General features: G+C 66.4%; 16 protein-coding genes. 15 read left to right on the forward strand and 1 reads right to left on the reverse strand.

Annotated features, from left to right (window positions below):
• Positions 1 to 122 precede the first annotated feature (122 nt).
• From CH281_RS13135 to aroB, 9 genes are all read left to right on the forward strand, one after another.
• Positions 123 to 1,430 (forward strand): replication-associated recombination protein A, encoded by a 1,308-nt coding sequence (locus CH281_RS13135; protein WP_240934053.1) that lies wholly within the window; start codon positions 123 to 125, stop codon positions 1,428 to 1,430.
• Positions 1,431 to 1,473: 43 nt separating this feature from the next.
• Positions 1,474 to 4,143 (forward strand): alanine--tRNA ligase, encoded by a 2,670-nt coding sequence (alaS, locus tag CH281_RS13140; protein ID WP_094694463.1) that lies wholly within the window; start codon positions 1,474 to 1,476, stop codon positions 4,141 to 4,143.
• A 2-nt stretch (positions 4,144 to 4,145) separates the two neighbouring features.
• Positions 4,146 to 4,679, forward strand: a complete 534-nt coding sequence (gene ruvX / locus CH281_RS13145) for a Holliday junction resolvase RuvX (RefSeq protein ID WP_032391452.1) — start codon at positions 4,146 to 4,148, stop codon at positions 4,677 to 4,679.
• Positions 4,676 to 6,109 carry an endolytic transglycosylase MltG gene (locus CH281_RS13150; RefSeq protein WP_027496970.1) on the forward strand — a complete coding sequence of 478 codons (1,434 nt, stop codon included), beginning with the start codon at positions 4,676 to 4,678 and terminating at the stop codon, positions 6,107 to 6,109. The genes ruvX and CH281_RS13150 overlap by 4 nt, the downstream gene beginning before the upstream one ends.
• 1 nt (position 6,110) lies before the next feature.
• On the forward strand, positions 6,111 to 6,923 hold the full coding sequence (locus tag CH281_RS13155) for a shikimate dehydrogenase (RefSeq protein ID WP_094694465.1): 813 nt from the start codon (positions 6,111 to 6,113) through the stop codon (positions 6,921 to 6,923).
• Positions 6,924 to 7,085: 162 nt separating this feature from the next.
• Complete coding sequence (locus tag CH281_RS13160; RefSeq protein WP_080729239.1) at positions 7,086 to 7,673, forward strand: prepilin peptidase; 588 nt, start codon at positions 7,086 to 7,088, stop codon at positions 7,671 to 7,673.
• A gap of 12 nt (positions 7,674 to 7,685) precedes the next feature.
• Entirely contained in the window at positions 7,686 to 8,873 is a 1,188-nt protein-coding gene (aroC, locus tag CH281_RS13165; RefSeq protein WP_027496973.1) for a chorismate synthase, read from the forward strand.
• Complete coding sequence (locus CH281_RS13170; protein ID WP_027496974.1) at positions 8,870 to 9,424, forward strand: shikimate kinase; 555 nt, start codon at positions 8,870 to 8,872, stop codon at positions 9,422 to 9,424. Before aroC ends, CH281_RS13170 begins: the two co-directional genes overlap by 4 nt.
• A gap of 10 nt (positions 9,425 to 9,434) precedes the next feature.
• Positions 9,435 to 10,547: a 3-dehydroquinate synthase gene (gene aroB / locus CH281_RS13175; RefSeq protein WP_032387325.1), complete on the forward strand. Its 1,113-nt coding sequence runs from the start codon at positions 9,435 to 9,437 to the stop codon at positions 10,545 to 10,547.
• 101 nt (positions 10,548 to 10,648) lie between these two features.
• On the opposite strand, the gene CH281_RS13180 is transcribed toward aroB, so the two are convergent.
• Complete coding sequence (locus CH281_RS13180; protein ID WP_027496976.1) at positions 10,649 to 11,299, reverse strand: B-4DMT family transporter; 651 nt, start codon at positions 11,297 to 11,299, stop codon at positions 10,649 to 10,651.
• Positions 11,300 to 11,414: 115 nt separating this feature from the next.
• Between CH281_RS13180 and CH281_RS13185 the strand changes: the two genes are divergently transcribed.
• The 6 genes from CH281_RS13185 (at position 11,415) to CH281_RS13210 (ending at position 16,709) form a co-directional block, all read left to right on the forward strand.
• Positions 11,415 to 12,506 (forward strand): M24 family metallopeptidase, encoded by a 1,092-nt coding sequence (locus CH281_RS13185; protein WP_094694467.1) that lies wholly within the window; start codon positions 11,415 to 11,417, stop codon positions 12,504 to 12,506.
• A 76-nt stretch (positions 12,507 to 12,582) separates the two neighbouring features.
• Positions 12,583 to 13,146 (forward strand): elongation factor P, encoded by a 564-nt coding sequence (gene efp, locus CH281_RS13190; RefSeq protein WP_027496978.1) that lies wholly within the window; start codon positions 12,583 to 12,585, stop codon positions 13,144 to 13,146.
• 1 nt (position 13,147) lies between these two features.
• A complete protein-coding gene (gene nusB / locus CH281_RS13195; RefSeq protein WP_032365740.1) occupies positions 13,148 to 13,702 on the forward strand; it encodes a transcription antitermination factor NusB in 555 nt (184 codons plus the stop codon).
• A gap of 141 nt (positions 13,703 to 13,843) precedes the next feature.
• On the forward strand, positions 13,844 to 14,431 hold the full coding sequence (gene pyrR / locus CH281_RS13200) for a bifunctional pyr operon transcriptional regulator/uracil phosphoribosyltransferase PyrR (RefSeq protein ID WP_094694469.1): 588 nt from the start codon (positions 13,844 to 13,846) through the stop codon (positions 14,429 to 14,431).
• A complete protein-coding gene (locus CH281_RS13205) occupies positions 14,428 to 15,396 on the forward strand; it encodes an aspartate carbamoyltransferase catalytic subunit (protein ID WP_032408284.1) in 969 nt (322 codons plus the stop codon). The genes pyrR and CH281_RS13205 overlap by 4 nt, the downstream gene beginning before the upstream one ends.
• Positions 15,393 to 16,709 (forward strand): dihydroorotase, encoded by a 1,317-nt coding sequence (locus CH281_RS13210; protein WP_032400778.1) that lies wholly within the window; start codon positions 15,393 to 15,395, stop codon positions 16,707 to 16,709. The genes CH281_RS13205 and CH281_RS13210 overlap by 4 nt, the downstream gene beginning before the upstream one ends.
• The last annotated feature ends 3 nt before the right edge of the window (positions 16,710 to 16,712 follow it).

Raw genomic sequence — 16,712 nt, forward strand, 5'->3', positions numbered from 1 at the left:
TTCGCCTTTCGTACCGTCGAATCGGTAGCGTTCGACCAGTGAGCGGCGGTTTCGGAAGTGACATCTCGGACGACGAGTCGGACGGCGACGGATTGTTCGATCCGCCCGCGGCACCGGATCCGATGATCGACCAGCCGCGTCCGACTTCCACGTACACGCGCCCCGACGCACCGCTCGCTGTGCGCATGCGACCGACGACGCTCGACGAGGTCGTCGGACAGTCTCATCTGCTGGCACCCGGCGCACCGTTGCGTCGTCTCGTCGAGGGATCCGGAGCGTCCTCGGTGATGCTGTACGGCCCGCCCGGAACAGGAAAAACCACGCTGGCGTCGTTGATCTCGGGGGCGACCGGTCGCAAGTTCGAGGCGTTGTCCGCCCTCTCGGCCGGGGTCAAGGAAGTGCGCAACGTCATCGAACTCGCGCGCCGCCGGCTGTTGTCCGGTGAGCAGACCGTGTTGTTCATCGACGAGGTTCACCGTTTCTCCAAGACGCAGCAGGACGCACTGCTCGCCGCCGTCGAGAACCGAATCGTGTTGCTCGTGGCCGCCACGACGGAGAATCCGTCCTTCTCGGTGGTGTCACCACTGCTGTCGAGATCGCTGGTGCTGCAATTGCAGCCGCTCGGCTCCGAGGACATCGAACTGTTGCTGACCCGTGCGGCAAACGATCCCCGAGGCCTGGACGGTGCGGTGACCATCGCCGAGGACGCAATGGATCACCTGGTGCGGCTCGCGGCCGGTGACGCCCGCCGAGCGTTGACGGCCCTCGAGGCGGCAGCGGGTGCCGCAACCGACGGAACGCTGGACCTCGCGACGGTCGAGGCCAGTGTCGACAAGGCCGCGGTGCGCTACGACCGTGACGGCGACCAGCACTACGACGTCATCAGCGCGTTCATCAAGTCGATCAGGGGATCCGACGTCGATGCCGCACTTCATTACCTCGCACGCATGATCACCGCGGGGGAGGACGCCCGTTTCATCGCGCGGCGGCTCGTCGTCCATGCGAGCGAGGACATCGGGATGGCCGATCCCACCGCACTGCAGACGGCCACCGCCGCGGCGAGTGCCGTGCAGATGATCGGGATGCCGGAGGCGCGACTGGCGCTGGCGCAGGCAACCATTCACCTGGCGACAGCGCCCAAGTCCGGTGCCGTGATCGGCGCACTCGGAGCGGCCATGGCCGACGTCGCCGCAGGCAAGTCCGGATCGGTGCCGCCGCATCTACGCGACGGCCACTACAAGGGTGCCCAGGGGTTGGGTAACGCCGTCGGATACAAATACCCGCACAGCAGTCCGGGTGGCGTGCTGGGGCAGCAGTATCCGCCCGACGAACTGGTCGGCGTGAACTACTACGAACCCACCGAACACGGTGCCGAGCGCGAAATCGCGACCAGGGTGGGGAAACTGCGGCGCATCATCCGAGGCCGATAGGCCCTCGGATCGACACAGGGTCTGACGACGCTAACCTGTATCAGTGCAGACCCATGAGATCCGCAGGCGTTTCCTCGACCATTTCGTGAAGGCGGGACACACCGAAGTACCCAGTGCGTCGTTGATCCTCGACGATCCCAACCTGCTGTTCGTCAACGCGGGCATGGTTCCCTTCGTGCCGTTCTTCCTCGGGCAGCAGACGCCGCCGTACAAGACGGCGACGAGCGTCCAGAAGTGCGTGCGCACCCTCGACATCGAGAACGTCGGTATCACCACTCGGCACAACACGTTCTTCCAGATGGCCGGAAACTTCTCGTTCGGCGATTACTTCAAGCGCGACGCGATCAAGCATGCCTGGACCCTGCTGACCGACAGCGTCGAAGACGGCGGCTACGGGTTCGATCCCGAGCGGATCTGGGCCACGGCCTACCTCGACGACGACGAGGCTATCGAGCTGTGGAAGGAGATCGCCGGTCTGCCCGACGAACGCATCCAGCGTCGTGGAATGGCCGACAACTACTGGTCCATGGGAATCCCCGGACCCTGTGGGCCCTGCTCGGAGATCTACTACGACCGAGGCCCCGAGTTCGGTGCCGAAGGCGGCCCCGAAGCCGACGAGGACCGGTACATCGAAATCTGGAACCTCGTCTTCATGCAGAACGAACGCGGCCAAGGCATCAGCAAGGACGATTTCGAGATCCTCGGCCCACTGCCGAAGAAGAACATCGACACCGGCATGGGCGTCGAGCGCGTCGCATTCCTGCTGCAAGGCGTCGACAACGTGTACGAGACCGATCTCGTGCGTCCGGTCATCGCCAAGGCCGAGGAGCTGTCGGGTCGGACCTACCGCAGTAACCACGACGACGACGTCCGCTTCCGCGTCATCGCCGACCACGCGCGCACCGCTGCATTGCTGATCTCCGATGGAGTCAATCCCGGCAACGACGGCCGCGGCTACGTGCTTCGGCGCCTGCTGCGTCGCATCGTCCGATCCGCGCGTCTCCTCGGCGCACCCGACGAGACGATGGCGCAGTTCATCACCGTCGTCCGCGACACCATGGCCGAGTCGTACCCCAACCTGGTCACGGACTTCGATCGCATCCTCACCGTCGCAGTGGGGGAGGAGACCGCCTTCCTCAAGACCCTGACGTCGGGCTCGCGGCTGTTCGAGGGTGCCGCGGAGGCCGTCAAGGCGTCGGGCGCGAAAAAGATCGGCGGCGCCGAAGCCTTCGCGCTGCACGACACCTACGGGTTCCCGATCGACCTGACGCTCGAGATGGCCGCCGAGGCCGGACTGTCCGTGGACGAAGACGGATTCCGCTCGTTGATGGCCGAGCAACGCACTCGCGCCAAAGAGGACGCCCGCGCGCGCAAGCATGCACACGCCGACCTCACCGTCTACAAGGATTTCGTCGACGGTTCGCCGACCGAGTTCACCGGGTTCGACGAACTCGGTTCCGAGGCAACGGTTCTCGCGTTGATCTCCAACGGCGTTCGGGTTCCGACCGCGGTCGCCGGCGAGAGCGTGGAGATCATCCTCGACCGCAGCCCGCTGTACGCGGAATCCGGTGGTCAGATCGCCGACATCGGCACCATCACCGCACCCGGCCTGACCGTCAAGGTCAACGATGTGCAGAAGATCGCCAAGAAGGTGTGGACCCACAAGTCCGTGGTCGACGCCGGCCAGATCACCGAGGGCGACACCGTGCACGTCGACGTCGACCACGCCTGGCGCAAGGGTGCGACCCAAGGGCACTCGGGCACGCACATGGTCCACGCTGCACTGCGCCAGGTGCTCGGACCCAATGCGACGCAGGCAGGCTCGCTGAACAAGCCGGGGTACCTGCGTTTCGACTTCTCCTGGCAGGGATCGTTGTCCGAGGCGCAGCGCGACGACATCGAGAATGTCGCCAACGATGCGGTCGGCTCGGACTACGAGGTCAACACCCTCGTCACCGACCTCGACAGCGCCAAGAAGATGGGGGCCATGGCGCTGTTCGGCGAGAACTACGGCGACGAGGTCCGCGTGGTCGAGATCGGCGGGCCGTTCTCGATGGAACTGTGCGGTGGCACTCACGTCCAACACTCGTCGCAGATCGGTCCGGTCACCATCCTCGGCGAATCCTCGGTCGGCTCGGGAGTACGCCGCGTCGAAGCCTTCGTCGGCCTCGACTCGTACCGCTACCTGGCGAAGGAACGCGCGCTCTTGGCCGGCGTCGCGTCGTCGTTGAAGGTCCCGTCCGAGGAGGTGCCGGCGCGCATCGAGAACCTGGTGGAGCGTCTTCGGGTCGCCGAGAAGGAACTGGAGTCGGTCAAGGCCGCGGCCGTACTGGCCTCGGCGGGAGAGTACGTCGGTAAGGCCGAACGGTTCGGTGACGTGCGAGCAGTCGTCGCGCAGGCACCCGACGGCGTCGGCGGGAACGACCTGCGCACGCTGGCCACCGACATCCGCGGCCGACTCGGGACGGATCCGGCCGTGGTCGTGCTGTTCGGCACGGTCGGTGGCAAGGTCCCGTTCGTGGTCTCGGTGAACAAGGCCGCCCAGGAGACCGGAATCGCGGCCGGCGAGCTGGTCGCGTCGTTCGGCCCGAGCATCGGTGGCCGAGGTGGTGGCAAGCCCGAACTCGCCCAGGGATCGGGCTCGGATGTCGCGGGCATCGCCGCAGGGATCGACGCCGCTCGGGCGCGATTGACCGAACTCACCACCCACTGACGATCGTGCCGACTCAGGGGCGAGGCCCCGATCGACCCGGCGTCGACGATCCGGGCCGCGGCAGACGCATCGGCATCGACGTCGGGAGCGTTCGCATCGGCATCGCGTCGTCCGACCCCGACGGCGTCCTCGCGACGCCCGTCGAAACGGTGCCGCGGTCCAAGGTCAAGGGACCCGATGCGCCGGACGTCGTCCGGGTGGCGGAAATTATCGCCGAGTACGAGGCCGTCGAGGTCGTCATCGGACTGCCTCGGACGTTGCGCGGTGAACGTGGAAGTGCAGTCGACGCGGCGGAGAGATTCGGCCGTTCTCTGCACAGGCGGTTGGCCGGCGTGCCGATTCGCATGGCCGACGAGAGACTGACTACGGTGAGCGCGTCGCGTGCCTTACGGGAGAGTGGTGTGCGCGCGAAGGATCAGCGATCGGTCATCGACCAGGCCGCCGCGGTAGCGATACTGCAGGGTTGGCTTGACGAACGACGGGCCGCGGCGCACCGAGCAACGACGAATTCAGGATCGACGGAGGTCGACGAGTGAGCAACCATGGGTCCGATGATCGGGGTCGACGGCGGGTGGCTCCGGACGAGGCCCACACCGATCCGATCGGGTATCGCGTGGACGAGGGCAGTGAGTTCCACCGGAGTATGAATCGGTCCCGGCCGCCGCAACGCAGTGAACCGCATACGCAGGGCACCCGTCGTGCGGACCGCGAAGCCGGCGGCGGCCCGGTAGTCGACCCGGATGCCGGAGCGATGCCGCAGGCCGTGGGTCGGAGCCGCGCCGCCGGTCGCAGGGAACGCGCTGCGTCCAGCCGGAAGCGTCGTGGCCGAGTAGTCGCCCTGGTTCTCGGGCTGCTGTTGGTCGTCGCCGTGGCAGGAGGGGGGTACTTCGCAGTGAACAAGTTCGGGAATCGAACGACACCGAACGAGGACTTCGCGGCCGGTTCGTCCGGTGACGGAGTCGTGATTCAGGTCCATCCCAACGACACCGCCCAGCAAATTGGTACCGAGGCTGCGGACAAGGGCGTGGTGGCGAGTTCCGGAGCGTTCCTCGAAGCTGCGCTGCAGAACAATGCGATCACGTCGGTCCAGCCGGGCTTCTACCTGCTCACCAGCGGTGTTCCGGCTTCCCGCGCGGTCGAGGAGCTGGTGGATCCTGCCTCGCGGGTGGGAAACATGGTCATCTCGGAGGGGCGTCAACTGCACGACGCGAGAGACGTGAACACCGGTTCGGTCAAGAAGGGGATCTACACCTTGATCTCCGAGGCCAGCTGCGTGGATCGGACCGGCAGCGGCAGTCCGACGTGCATCAGCTACGACGATCTGAACGCAGCAGGAGCGGTCGACGATCCGGCAGCCCTGGGAGTGCCGCAGTGGGCAACCGACCGCGTCGAGGGCGTGCCGGACCGAGACCGGCAACTCGAGGGTCTGATCTCCGCCGGAACGTGGGACTTCGATCCCAGCGCCGCTCCTGCGGACATCCTGAAGCAATTGGTGTCCGAGAGCGCCACCCGGTACGAGGACACCGGAATCCTCACCGCGGGCAGCAACTCCGGACTGACCCCGTACGACACACTCGTCGCGGCCTCGCTGGTGGAGCGTGAATCCCTGCCGCAGGACTTCAGCAAAGTGGCGCGGGTGATCCTCAACCGTCTCGCGGTGCCGCAGAAGCTCGAATTCGACTCGACGGTGAACTACTCGCTCGACACCACCGAGGTGGCCACCACCGACGCCGATCGCGCCACGGTGACGCCCTGGAACACCTATGCCAGCGAAGGGCTGCCCGCCACTCCGATCTCGTCCCCGAGCATCGGTGCGGTACAGGCCGTCGAGATGCCGGCCGACGGAGACTGGCTGTACTTCGTGACCATCAACCAGGCTGGGGAGACGCTGTTCACCCGCAGTTACGACGAGCACCTGGCCAACATCGGCAAGGTGGAAGCCGGATTCCTCGACAGCGGCCGCTGACATGCGTGCCGCCGTACTCGGCAGCCCGATCGAGCACTCGAAGTCACCGGTGCTCCATCGGGCGGCTTACCGCGCCCTCGGCCTCGACGAGTGGACCTACGACCGCATCGAGTGCACGGCCGAGCAACTTCCCGGACTGGTCGACGGTTTCGGGCCGGATTGGGTCGGCGTGTCGGTGACGATGCCCGGCAAAGTCGCCGCTCTGACGTACGCGTCGGAACGTACCGAACGCGCCGTCATGGCCGGGTCGGCCAACACTCTGCTGCGGACGACGTCGGGATGGCGGGCGGACTGCACGGACGTGGACGGCGTCGTCGGCGCACTGCGAGATGCTCGAATCGACGATCTGACCGGTGCCGCCGTGACGGTGGTGGGTGCAGGAGGTACGTCGAGACCCGCGATCGTGGCACTGGCAACACTGGGTGCCGCGTCGGTCACGGTGGTTGCTCGATCGGCCGATCGTGCGACGGCCACTCTCGAGTGCGCGGTGGCCGCCGGGCTCCGCGCCGACTTCGCACAGTTCAGCGATCCCGGGCTCGCCGACGTCGCAGCGGCGTCGGCCGTGCTGGTCAGCACCGTGCCCGCAGCCGGAGTTGCCCCCTTCGCGGCCGCTCTCGGCCGGGCACCCGTCGTACTCGATGCGATCTACGACCCCTGGCCGACCGCACTCGCCGCTGCGGTCGACGACGCCGGCGGAACGGTCATCAGCGGACTGTCGATGCTGCTCAACCAGGCCTACGGGCAGGTAGAGCAATTCACCGGTATGCCGGCACCCAGATCGGCCATGCGAGAGGCGCTCGGCGTCGTTCTGTAGCCGCGTCTGTGGTCGACCGGCGAGCAACCTCGATCTGCGCCCGTCGGGTCATCGGCTGTGCACAAGACATCGGCTGTACACAGGGCGGCGGTTGTCCACAGGTCTTTTCGTGACCTGGACTGTGCGCGCAACTCGGTTCGTCTCGGTGCGACGCTTCGAGCCATGTGGAGTCTGGGTGTTGCTGTCACGGTCGGTGCTGTCGCCGGTGTGGTGCTGCGCGTCGTGTTGCGTCGATGGGAGCCGCGTCTTCTACCGGCGCTGTGTGTCCTCGGATCCGGGTGGGCGTGGTGGCGGTTCGGGGAGAGCCCGGATGCCGCGTCGTGGGGGCTGATCACCTGGTGCGTACTGACGTGGTGGTTCGCAGCGCTGATCGCCGTCGACCTGCGGTGTCGCCGGCTGCCGAACGTGTTGACCGTTCCCGGTGCGGTCGTGGTTCCGGCAGTGCTGGTGGCGACGGGTTCGGCTCAGGCTCTGCTGGGCGGCGGGCTGCTGTTCGGCATCTACCTCGTGGTTCATCTCGGTGCGCCGAGGGCGTTCGGCGCGGGTGACGTCAAGCTCGCCTGGTCGGTGGGTTCGATCGCTTGCCTGGGCGGTACAGCCGGGTGGACCGTCGCGGCGTTGGCGGCGCCGGTGGCCACAGCCGTGGTGGGGTCGATCGCGGCGGTCTGCGGATACCCCGGTGCGCGCATCGCGCACGGGCCGTCGATGTGCGCGGCCACCCTGCTGGCAGTTGCGGCGGCCACGACGTGAAAAGATGTTCGAGTGCTGCGCTGGATAACTGCCGGAGAATCCCACGGACCCGCTCTCGTCGCCATCCTCGAAGGAATGGTCGCGGGAGTCGAGGTGACCTCGGACGACATTGCTCGCCAACTCGCTCGCCGCCGCCTCGGTTACGGCCGCGGTGCTCGCATGAAGTTCGAAGCGGACAAGGTGACCCTCACGGGCGGCGTTCGTCACGGCCGGACCATGGGCGGGCCGGTGGCGATCGAGGTCGGTAATACCGAATGGCCGAAGTGGGAACAGGTGATGTCGGCCGACCCCGTCGACGAGGCCGTCCTCGCCGATCTGGCCCGCAACTCTCCACTGACTCGACCACGACCCGGGCATGCCGACTTCTCCGGGATGCTCAAGTACGGTTTCGACGACGCACGTCCGGTGCTCGAGCGTGCCAGTGCGCGTGAGACCGCGGCGCGGGTGGCGATCGGAACGGTCGCGCGGCTGTTCCTGAAGCAGGCGTTCGGCATCGACGTCGTCTCGCACGTGATCTCCATCGGTGCCTCGGATCCCTACGTCGGCCCGCCGCCCGCGGGCGCGGACATCGATGCCATCGACGAGTCTCCGGTGCGGGCCTTCGACAAGGCCGCCGAGGAGTCCATGATCGCCGAGATCGAAGCCGCCAAGAAAGACGGCGACACCCTCGGCGGCATCGTCGAGGTCGTCGTGCACGGACTGCCGGTCGGCCTCGGCTCGTTCGTCTCGGGTGAACGCAAGCTCGACGCCAGACTGGCGGCTGCGCTGATGGGCATCCAGGCGATCAAGGGTGTCGAGGTGGGCGACGGTTTCGAGACCGCGCGCCGACGCGGCAGTGTCGCACACGACGAGATCAAGCCGGGGCCAGACGGAGTTCTCCGCTCGACGAACCGTGCGGGCGGGATCGAAGGCGGAATGACCAACGGTGAGGCTCTGCGGGTGCGTGCCGCGATGAAGCCCATCTCCACGGTTCCCCGCGCCCTGTCGACGGTGGACATGTCGACCGGCGACGAAGCGGTCGCCATCCACCAGCGCTCGGACGTATGCGCTGTTCCGGCCGCCGGGGTCGTGGCAGAGACGATGGTTGCCCTCGTGCTCGCGCAGGCAGCGTTGGAGAAGTTCGGTGGGGATTCGCTGGCGGAGACGACGAGCAACGTCGACCACTACGTGAAGGGCACCGCCGCCCGACCTCCGCGATGAGCCCGTACGCGGTCCTCGTCGGACCGCCGGGTGCAGGGAAATCGACCATCGGACGGCGACTGGCCCAGGCGTTGAATCTGGATCTGTTCGATACCGACGTGGCCATCGAACGAAAAACCGGGCGAACCATTGCGGATATCTTCTCGCACGACGGTGAGCCTGCATTTCGCGAGATCGAAGAGCGGATAGTCGCCGATGCCCTGGCCTCGCACGACGGCATTCTTTCCCTCGGCGGCGGAGCCGTGTTGTCGGCTGCAACCCGGAAGCTGCTTGCTGCGCACACTGTGGTCTATCTGGAAATCAGTGTGTCGGAGGGGCTTCGGCGAACGGGAGCCAACACGTCTCGGCCACTGCTCGCGGGCCCGGACCCGCGCGCCAAGTACCAGGAATTGATGCGTCACCGCCGCCCGCTCTATCGCTCGGTTGCCACCGTGCGAGTGCGGACGGACAGTCGTAGTCCGGCCCGAGTCGTGAATCAGTTGGTGGCCAAGCTCACTGCTCTCGCACCGGTGCCCGTTCGCGAAGTGAACGACGAAACCCCCAGTAGATGAAGGTGATTCGATGACAGAGCCCGTACGCGTCCAGGTCGAGAGTGCCAACCCTTACCCGGTGATCATCGGCCGAGGCCTGTTGACGGACCTCGTCGACGAGCTCGCCGGAACCGCGACGGTCGCGATCTTCCATCAGCCACCCCTGGCCGAGACGGCCGAAGCAGTGCGAGCAGCGTTGGCGGACAAGGGGATCGATGCACACCGCATCGAAATTCCGGACGCCGAGGACGGCAAGGACCTCGCGGTCGCCGGATTCTGTTGGGAGGTGCTGGGACGCATCGGCCTGACCAGAAGTGACGCCATCGTCTCGCTCGGCGGCGGCGCGGCCACCGATCTCGCCGGTTTCGTTGCGGCGACGTGGATGCGCGGCGTTCGAATCGTCCACGTTCCGACGACTCTGCTGGCCATGGTCGACGCCGCCGTCGGTGGAAAGACCGGAATCAACACCGATGCCGGCAAGAACCTGGTCGGCTCGTTCCACGAACCGGCCGCGGTGCTGGTCGACCTCGCGACACTCGAGACAGTGCCGAAGAACGAGATCGTGTCGGGCCTGGCCGAGGTGATCAAGACCGGCTTCATCGCCGACCCGGCGATTCTGGACATCATCGAATCAGACCCCGCCGCGGCGCTCGATCCGACCGGCGACGTACTGCCGGAGCTCATCAGACGGTCCGTGGAAGTCAAGGCCAGGGTCGTGGCCGCCGATCTGCGGGAATCGAATCTACGGGAGATCCTGAACTACGGGCACACCCTCGCCCACGCCATCGAGCGACGCGAGCAGTATCGCTGGCGGCACGGAGCCGCGGTGTCGGTCGGGCTCGTGTTCGCCGCCGAGCTCGGTCGTCTGGCGGGCCGGCTCGACGACGCGACCGCGGACCGCCATCGGACGATTCTCGAATCGGTCGGTCTGCCGGTGACCTACGACGAGCACGCATTCGCGGATCTGCTCAAGGGAATGCAGACGGACAAGAAGAACCGCGCAGGCCTGCTTCGATTCGTCGTCCTCGACGGATTGGCCAAGCCCGGTCGACTCGAGGGCCCGGACCCGGCTCTGCTCGTCGCGGCTTTCTCGGCTGTGGGGCGCGAGGCTCCGGCGGCCGGTGGTTCCGCCATCATGTTGTAGATCCAGGTGTTGTACGCCTGCGACACGCTTTGAACACACAACGGGCGGTGGTCGATGCATCGGTGCATCGACCACCGCCCGTTGGACGTGTGCCGCGTGGATCAGGAGCCGTCGGCGCTCCCGTGACGGTTGCCGCGCTTGTCCATCCGGGGCTTGCCGTCGGCGTCGACAGCCGAGAACACCTCGGTGTCGGCCTCGCCGTGCTCGGGTGCCCATTGCGGTTCGGCCTGCGACCGTGTGCCCGCCTGGTCCGCCCGCTCGGCCGAGCCCGCGTTCACCAGCTGGCGCTCGTGTGCTCGCTCGGCGTCGGAGGTGGCCAACTTCTTCTTCGCCTCGCGGTTGACGATCTGCCTGCCGACGAACATCGCGATGCTCGCGACGACGAACACCGTCAGGATCGTGAACGCTGCACCCGAGGTCAGCTCGAAGATCAGTCCGTTCTGGCCCAGGCTGAAGTCGACGAAGAAATCGATGATCCAACTGATCAATCCGGCAAGCAGGCCGCCGACCACAGCAGCCTTCAGCCAGACCATCGTCAGGTCCTCGCCCTTGTCCGGGTCGGGGTTCCTGCGTCGGTCGCGGATCCCGTCGATGCCGGCCCAGACGGCGATGACGAGCACGACGAGGGCATACGCCACCCATCGCAGCGCCGAACCGCTCAGAGGCCACATCGACACCGCTGCCCCCAGCAGCAGTCGAGCGACGACGTTGATCAAAGCCATACCTATGCCACGCACTGCCCACCCAGTCATGCGGCACAGCATATCCGCACGTGGCCGATTGTGTGTCGGGGCCCACAGGTTCGCCGTGGGGGCGGCGCAGCCGAGGCTCCCGATCCGTTGACGGCCGACCAGTAATGTCGGGAACATGTCTGCTGATTTCGGCGCCCGCCGCGGTGCCTTGCGAGAGCTGTTGATCCAGGACGGCCTCGACTCGATTCTGATCACCGACCTGCTCAATGTGCGCTATCTGACCGGCTTCACCGGCTCGAATGCCGCGCTGCTCGTGTCGACCGGTGGTGACGAGCGAACAGTGATCTGCACCGACGGCCGCTACGTCACCCAGGTCGCCGAGCAGGTTCCCGATCTGCGCGCAGAGATCGACCGCGCGTCGGCGCTGCACCTGCTCGGTGCCGGTATTTCCGGTCGCGGCACCCGTGTCGGCTTCGAGAGTCATGTGGTCACGGTCGACGCCCATCGCGCGTGGGCCGAGCTCGACGGCGGCCTCGAACTGGTGCGCGCGCCGGGAGTCGTGGAATCGCTGCGCATGGTCAAGGACGAGTACGAGGTGGGTGTGCTTCGAGACGCGTGCCGCGCCGCCGACGACGCGCTCGCCGAGCTTCTGAGCGGCGGCGGGATTCGCGCGGGCCGGACCGAGCGTGAGGTGGCTCGCGAGCTCGAATCGCTGATGCTCGATCACGGTGCCGACGCCGTCTCGTTCGAGACCATCGTCGCCTCCGGAGTGAACTCCGCGGTGCCGCATCACCGCCCGACTGACGCCGTCCTGGCCGAGGGAGACTTCGTGAAGCTGGACTTCGGTGCGCTGGTGGCCGGGTACCACTCGGACATGACGCGGACCTTCGTCATCGGTGCGCCGGCGCAGTGGCAGCGCGAACTATACGAACTGGTGCAGCGGTCGCAGGCCGCAGGCCGAGAGGCGCTGGCACCCGGTATCGAGACCGCTTCGGTCGACGCCGCATCGCGGTCGGTCATCGAGGAGGCAGGGTACGGCGAGTACTTCCTGCACGGGCTCGGTCACGGAGTCGGCCTCGAAATTCACGAAGCGCCGGGAATCGCGAAGTCGAGCACCGGTACACTGCTGAGCGGTGCAGCGGTCACCGTCGAACCGGGTGTCTACTTCTCCGGCCGCGGCGGCGTTCGGATCGAGGACACACTCGTCGTTCGCGACGAGGGTCCGGAACTGCTCACCCTGACAAGCAAGGAACTCACGTCCGTCTAGCGCGCGGGCGGGAGCGAATCCCGCACGTGACCGACGGCGCGTCACGCGCACAAACGATTGAGGAGACGCGAAGCAAGTGGCTTCCACCAGCGATTTCAAGAACGGACTGGTTCTCAACCTGGAGAACCAGCTGTGGTCGATCATCGAATTTCAGCACGTCAAGCCCGGTAAGGGGCCTGCGTTCGTGCGAACCAAGCTCAAGAACGTGCTGTCGGGCAAGGTCGTCGACAAGACGTTCAACGCCGGTGTGAAGGTCGAGACCGCAACGGTCGACCGACGCGACATGACGTACCTCTACCACGACGGTAGCGACTACGTGTTCATGGATGCCGACACCTACGACCAGCTCTCCATCGGTGAGGCGACCGTCGGCGACGGCGCGCGATTCCTGCTCGAGAACCTTCGCGTCCAGGTCGCGATGCACGAGGGCGTCCCGCTGTACGTCGAGCTTCCCGTCACCGTCGAGCTCGAGGTCAAGCACACCGACCCCGGCCTGCAGGGAGACCGCTCGACCGGTGGCACCAAGCCGGCCACGCTCGAGACCGGAGCCGAGATCTCGGTGCCGTTGTTCATCAACACCGGCGACAAGCTCAAGGTCGATTCCCGTGACGGCAACTACCTCGGGCGTGTGAACTCCTAACGTGTCATCGAAGAAGTCGACATCCTCCGGTTCGCAGAACGGCGTCCCCGGCGCGAAGAAGCTGGGTGCGCGCCACAAGGCCCGCAAGCGTGCCGTGGATTTCCTGTTCGAGGCAGAAGCGCGCAACGTCGACCCGGTGAATCTGACCAGCGAACGGATCGAACTCGCGCGCGGCGACGACACGATCGCACCGGTCAGTGAGTACACCTCCACGCTGGTCGAGGGGGTGGCAGAGAACCTGGACCGACTGGACGGCGTGATCGCCGATCATCTCAAGGACTGGACGATCGGTCGCCTGCCCGCAGTCGATCGGGCGATCTTGCGGGTCGCGGTGTGGGAGCTCTTCCACGCCACCGACGTCCCACCGGTCGTTGCTGTCGACGAGGCCGTCGAGCTGGCCAAGCAGCTGTCCACCGACGATTCGCCGGGCTTCGTCAACGGTGTACTCGGCCAGATCGTGCTCGTGGCACCGCAGGTTCGCGCCGCTGCGGCTGCTGTGTCGTCGCGTCCCCAGGCCGCAGGCCCGGACGATGCGACGGTCGACTCCGATCTGTGACACACCCGTCCACGGCAGTGTGACCGAACGCTCTGCGAGCCTGGTGGGTTCGGTTCGCAGAGCGTTGCTAGGCTTTACGCAGTTCTAGTGCCAGACATCCTTTAACGATCCGTCCAGAGAGGCGGAGAAGGAGGTCGTAGTTTGCCTGCGCCCGAAAGTTCATCCGCCGATTCTGCCGTCCGTGAGCTGCTGTCCGCAGCCGATGTAGGTCGGACCATCTCTCGCATGGCTCACCAGATCATCGAGAAGACCGCGCTCGACGCTTCCGACTCGCCGCGTGTCGTGCTACTGGGCATTCCCACTCGCGGTACCACCCTGGCCGAGCGTCTCGCCGAACGTATCGAGGCGTTCTCCGGCGTGCGGCCCCCGCTCGGCTCGCTCGACATCACCCTGTACCGCGACGATCTGCGCAACAAACCGCACCGTCCACTCGAACGCACCTCGGTGCCGACCGGCGGAGTCGACGATGCTTTGGTCGTTCTGGTCGACGACGTGCTGTTCTCCGGCCGTACCGTCCGCTCGGCGCTCGACGCGCTGCGCGATCTCGGACGCCCTCGCGCCGTCCAACTCGCGGTCCTGATCGATCGCGGCCACCGCGAACTTCCCCTCCGGGCGGATTACGTGGGCAAGAACGTGCCCACGGCCCGCTCCGAGGACGTCTCGGTACTGCTCTCCGAGCACGACGGGCGGGATGGCGTCAGCTTGTCCGAGGGAGGATCGACGCGATGAAACACCTGCTGTCGGTCGCCGACCTCACTGCGGAATCCGCCACCGAACTGCTCGACGAGGCCGAGCGTTTCGAGCAGGCACTGCTCGGTCGCGAGGTCAAGAAGCTGCCGACGTTGCGCGGCCGGACGATCATGACCGTCTTCTTCGAGAACTCCACCCGAACTCGGGTGTCGTTCGAGGTCGCGGGCAAATGGATGAGCGCCGATGTGATCAACGTCAGTGCCAGTAGTTCGTCGGTATCCAAGGGGGAGTCCCTCCGCGACACTGCGATGACCCTGCGCGCGGCCGGTGCCGACGCACTCATCGTCCGCCACCCTGCGTCGGGTGCCGCGCACCAGATCGCTCGGTGGACCGCCGACCAAGGCGCTGGTCTCGATGGTCGTTCCACCGGTGCCGGTCCGGCGGTCATCAATGCGGGCGACGGTACCCACGAACACCCCACACAGGCGTTACTCGACGCGCTGACGGTCCGGCAACGCCTGGGCGATATCTCCGGTCGCCGGATCGCGATCGTCGGCGATGTTCTGCACAGCCGGGTAGCGCGATCGAATGCGATTCTCCTGTCCACCCTCGGAGCCGACGTCGTGCTGGTAGCGCCGCCGACTCTGCTGCCGGTCGGTGTCGAGGGCTGGCCGGTTCGGGTCTCGCACGACATCGATGCCGAGCTACCCGGGTTGGACGCGGTGTTGATGCTTCGGGTGCAGGCCGAGCGGATGAACGGCGGGTTCTTTCCGTCGGCGCGGGAGTACTCGATCACGTACGGGCTCTCGCAGCGCCGACTCGACTTGCTGCCCGAGCACGCCGTGGTGCTGCATCCGGGGCCGATGCTGCGCGGTATGGAGATCGCGTCCTCGGTGGCCGACTCGCCCAAAACTGCAGTCTTGCAACAAGTTACGAATGGAGTTCACGTGCGGATGGCAGTACTGTTCCGATTGCTGGTCGGTTCGGACGGGGGAGCATCATGACCGCTCCGGCACCGTCGGTACTGCTGCGTGGAGTCCTGCTGTACGGCGAGGGCCCCGAAACGAACGTCCTGATCACTGGCGAGGAGATCGTCGAGATCGGGCCTGACGTCGACGCCGACGGTGCCGACGTGGTCGAGGCGCGCGGCCAGGTTCTGCTGCCCGGCTTCGTCGACATGCACACCCATCTGCGGGAGCCCGGTCGGGAAGACACCGAGACCATCGAATCCGGCTCCGCCGCAGCCGCTCTGGGTGGGTACACCGCCGTGTTCGCCATGGCCAACACCTCGCCGGTCGCGGATTCGGTCGTCGTGACCGACCATGTGTGGCGCCGCGGACAGGAAGTCGGGCTCGTCGACGTGCACCCCGTCGGGGCCGTCACCGTGGGGCTCGAAGGCAAGCAGTTGGCCGAGATGGCCACGATGGCTGCCGGGGTCGGTCGGGTCAAGATGTTCTCCGACGACGGCCACTGCGTCGACGACCCACTGATCATGCGTCGCGCACTGGAGTATTCGAGTTCGCTCGGAGTGTTGATCGCCCAGCATGCGGAAGAGCCGCGATTGACCGTCGGTTCGGTCGCTCACGAGGGTCCCAACGCCGCCCGGCTCGGTCTCACCGGTTGGCCGCGTGCCGCCGAGGAATCGATCGTCGCGCGCGATGCCCTCCTCGCTCGGGACGCGAATGCGCGGGTGCACATCTGCCATGCCTCCACTGCCGGCACCGTCGAGTTGCTGAAATGGGCTCGGGGGCAGGGAATTTCGATCACCGCCGAGGTAACGCCCCATCACCTGCTCCTCGACGACTCGCGTCTGGAGACGTACGACGCCGTCAACAAGGTGAACCCGCCGTTGCGCGAGAAGTCCGACGTGGACGCGTTGCGCAGGGGTCTGGCCGACGGCGTGATCGATTGTGTGGCAACCGATCACGCGCCGCATGCCGAGCAGGACAAATGCTGTGAGTTCTCCATCGCGCGGCCCGGGATGCTCGGACTGGAGACCGCGCTGTCGATCGTCGTCGACACGATGGTGAACCCGGGTCTGCTGGACTGGCGCGGTGTGGCGAGGGTCATGAGCGAACGCCCGGCCGAGATCGTCGGCCTGGCCGATCAGGGCCGTCCGATCGAGGTGGGCGAAATCGCCAACCTGACGCTGGTCGATCCGCAGGCCGACTGGACGGTGTCGGGCAAGAAGCTCGCCAGCGTCGCACACAACACACCGTTCGAGGACATGAGCTTCTCGTCCAAGGTGACCACGACCGTCTTCCGTGGACGTATCACCGTCCGCGACGGAGTCGTGGCGAACAGGGCAGGGGAGTAGAGC

This window comes from Rhodococcus sp. 06-221-2 (genome assembly GCF_002258365.1).
GTDB lineage: Bacteria > Actinomycetota > Actinomycetes > Mycobacteriales > Mycobacteriaceae > Rhodococcoides > Rhodococcoides fascians.